This is a genomic window from Burkholderia sp. Ac-20344 (assembly GCF_017104975.1).
Lineage (GTDB): Bacteria > Pseudomonadota > Gammaproteobacteria > Burkholderiales > Burkholderiaceae > Burkholderia.
Genome location: NZ_JAAGPP010000376.1, coordinates 1 through 882, shown reverse-complemented (window position 1 = coordinate 882; position 882 = coordinate 1). Strand labels below are relative to the sequence as shown.

1 pseudogene is annotated in these 882 nt (G+C 70.3%); it reads left to right on the top strand.

What is annotated here, in order from left to right:
• Positions 1-119: 119 nt before the first annotated feature.
• Positions 120-882: pseudogene (locus G3N64_RS39205) on the top strand (hypothetical protein); the annotation flags it as partial.

The following is an 882-nucleotide window of genomic DNA, read 5'->3' as shown; positions in this document are numbered from 1 at the left end:
GCTGGTCGACACCGGCCAGTACCGCAATTCGATCACTTATGTGATCCGCAAGAAGGGGTAGCGCATGGCTTTCCTCGACGTTACCGAAGTACTGCTCGATCCCGATTTCATGGATACCGGCCTGCTCGCCCGTTCTCTTCGAGCATTTCCGTGCGTTGCGTGCGCAAAGCGCCGCCGACCTGCGCGCGAATGCGCCGCTGGACGCGCTCGCGCTCGTCGGCCGCGCGGTGCCGCCGGCCACGCTGCGCACGGTACCCGACGCGTTCGCGACCCGGATTCGTGCCCGCTACGAACAGGCGCTGCTTGGCGTGCTGCGGGCGGAACACGTCGCACCCGACGCGGCGCTCGACGAACTCGACGCGATGCTGGCCGCGCTCGCCGGCGACGATCCCTATGATTTCTGGCGGCTCGCGGCCGCGTGCGTGCGTGCGCTACGCGCAAGCGGCGCGCCCGAGCTGAAGCGCTTTCTCGCGCGGACGAACCTGCTGCTCGGCGAGCACGTGCAGGGCCGGCGCAGTGCGCCGCCCGAGTTCGTGCGCGAGACGGTGGCGCTGCTGTGGCGCGATTTCGCGCTGTTCGGCGCCGCGGCCGAGGATGTTGCGCTCGTCGACGTGCTGCACGACTACGGGCTGACGGTCGACTGGCACGTCGCCGGTACGCCCGCGTCCGAAGCGCTGTGGGAGGCCGATGCCGCCCGGGCCGAGCACGATGCGGTCGCCGCTGCGCCGACCCGCGCGCTCGGCGTCGTGACGGTCAATGCGCATGCCTATGAGGATTTCCTGCAGACGGCCGATGCGTCGATGGCCGACCTCGCTGCCGATCCGGCTGCGGCCGACGCGGGTGCTGCATGGCATGCGTCCGGCGCCGCCTACCGGGTCGGTA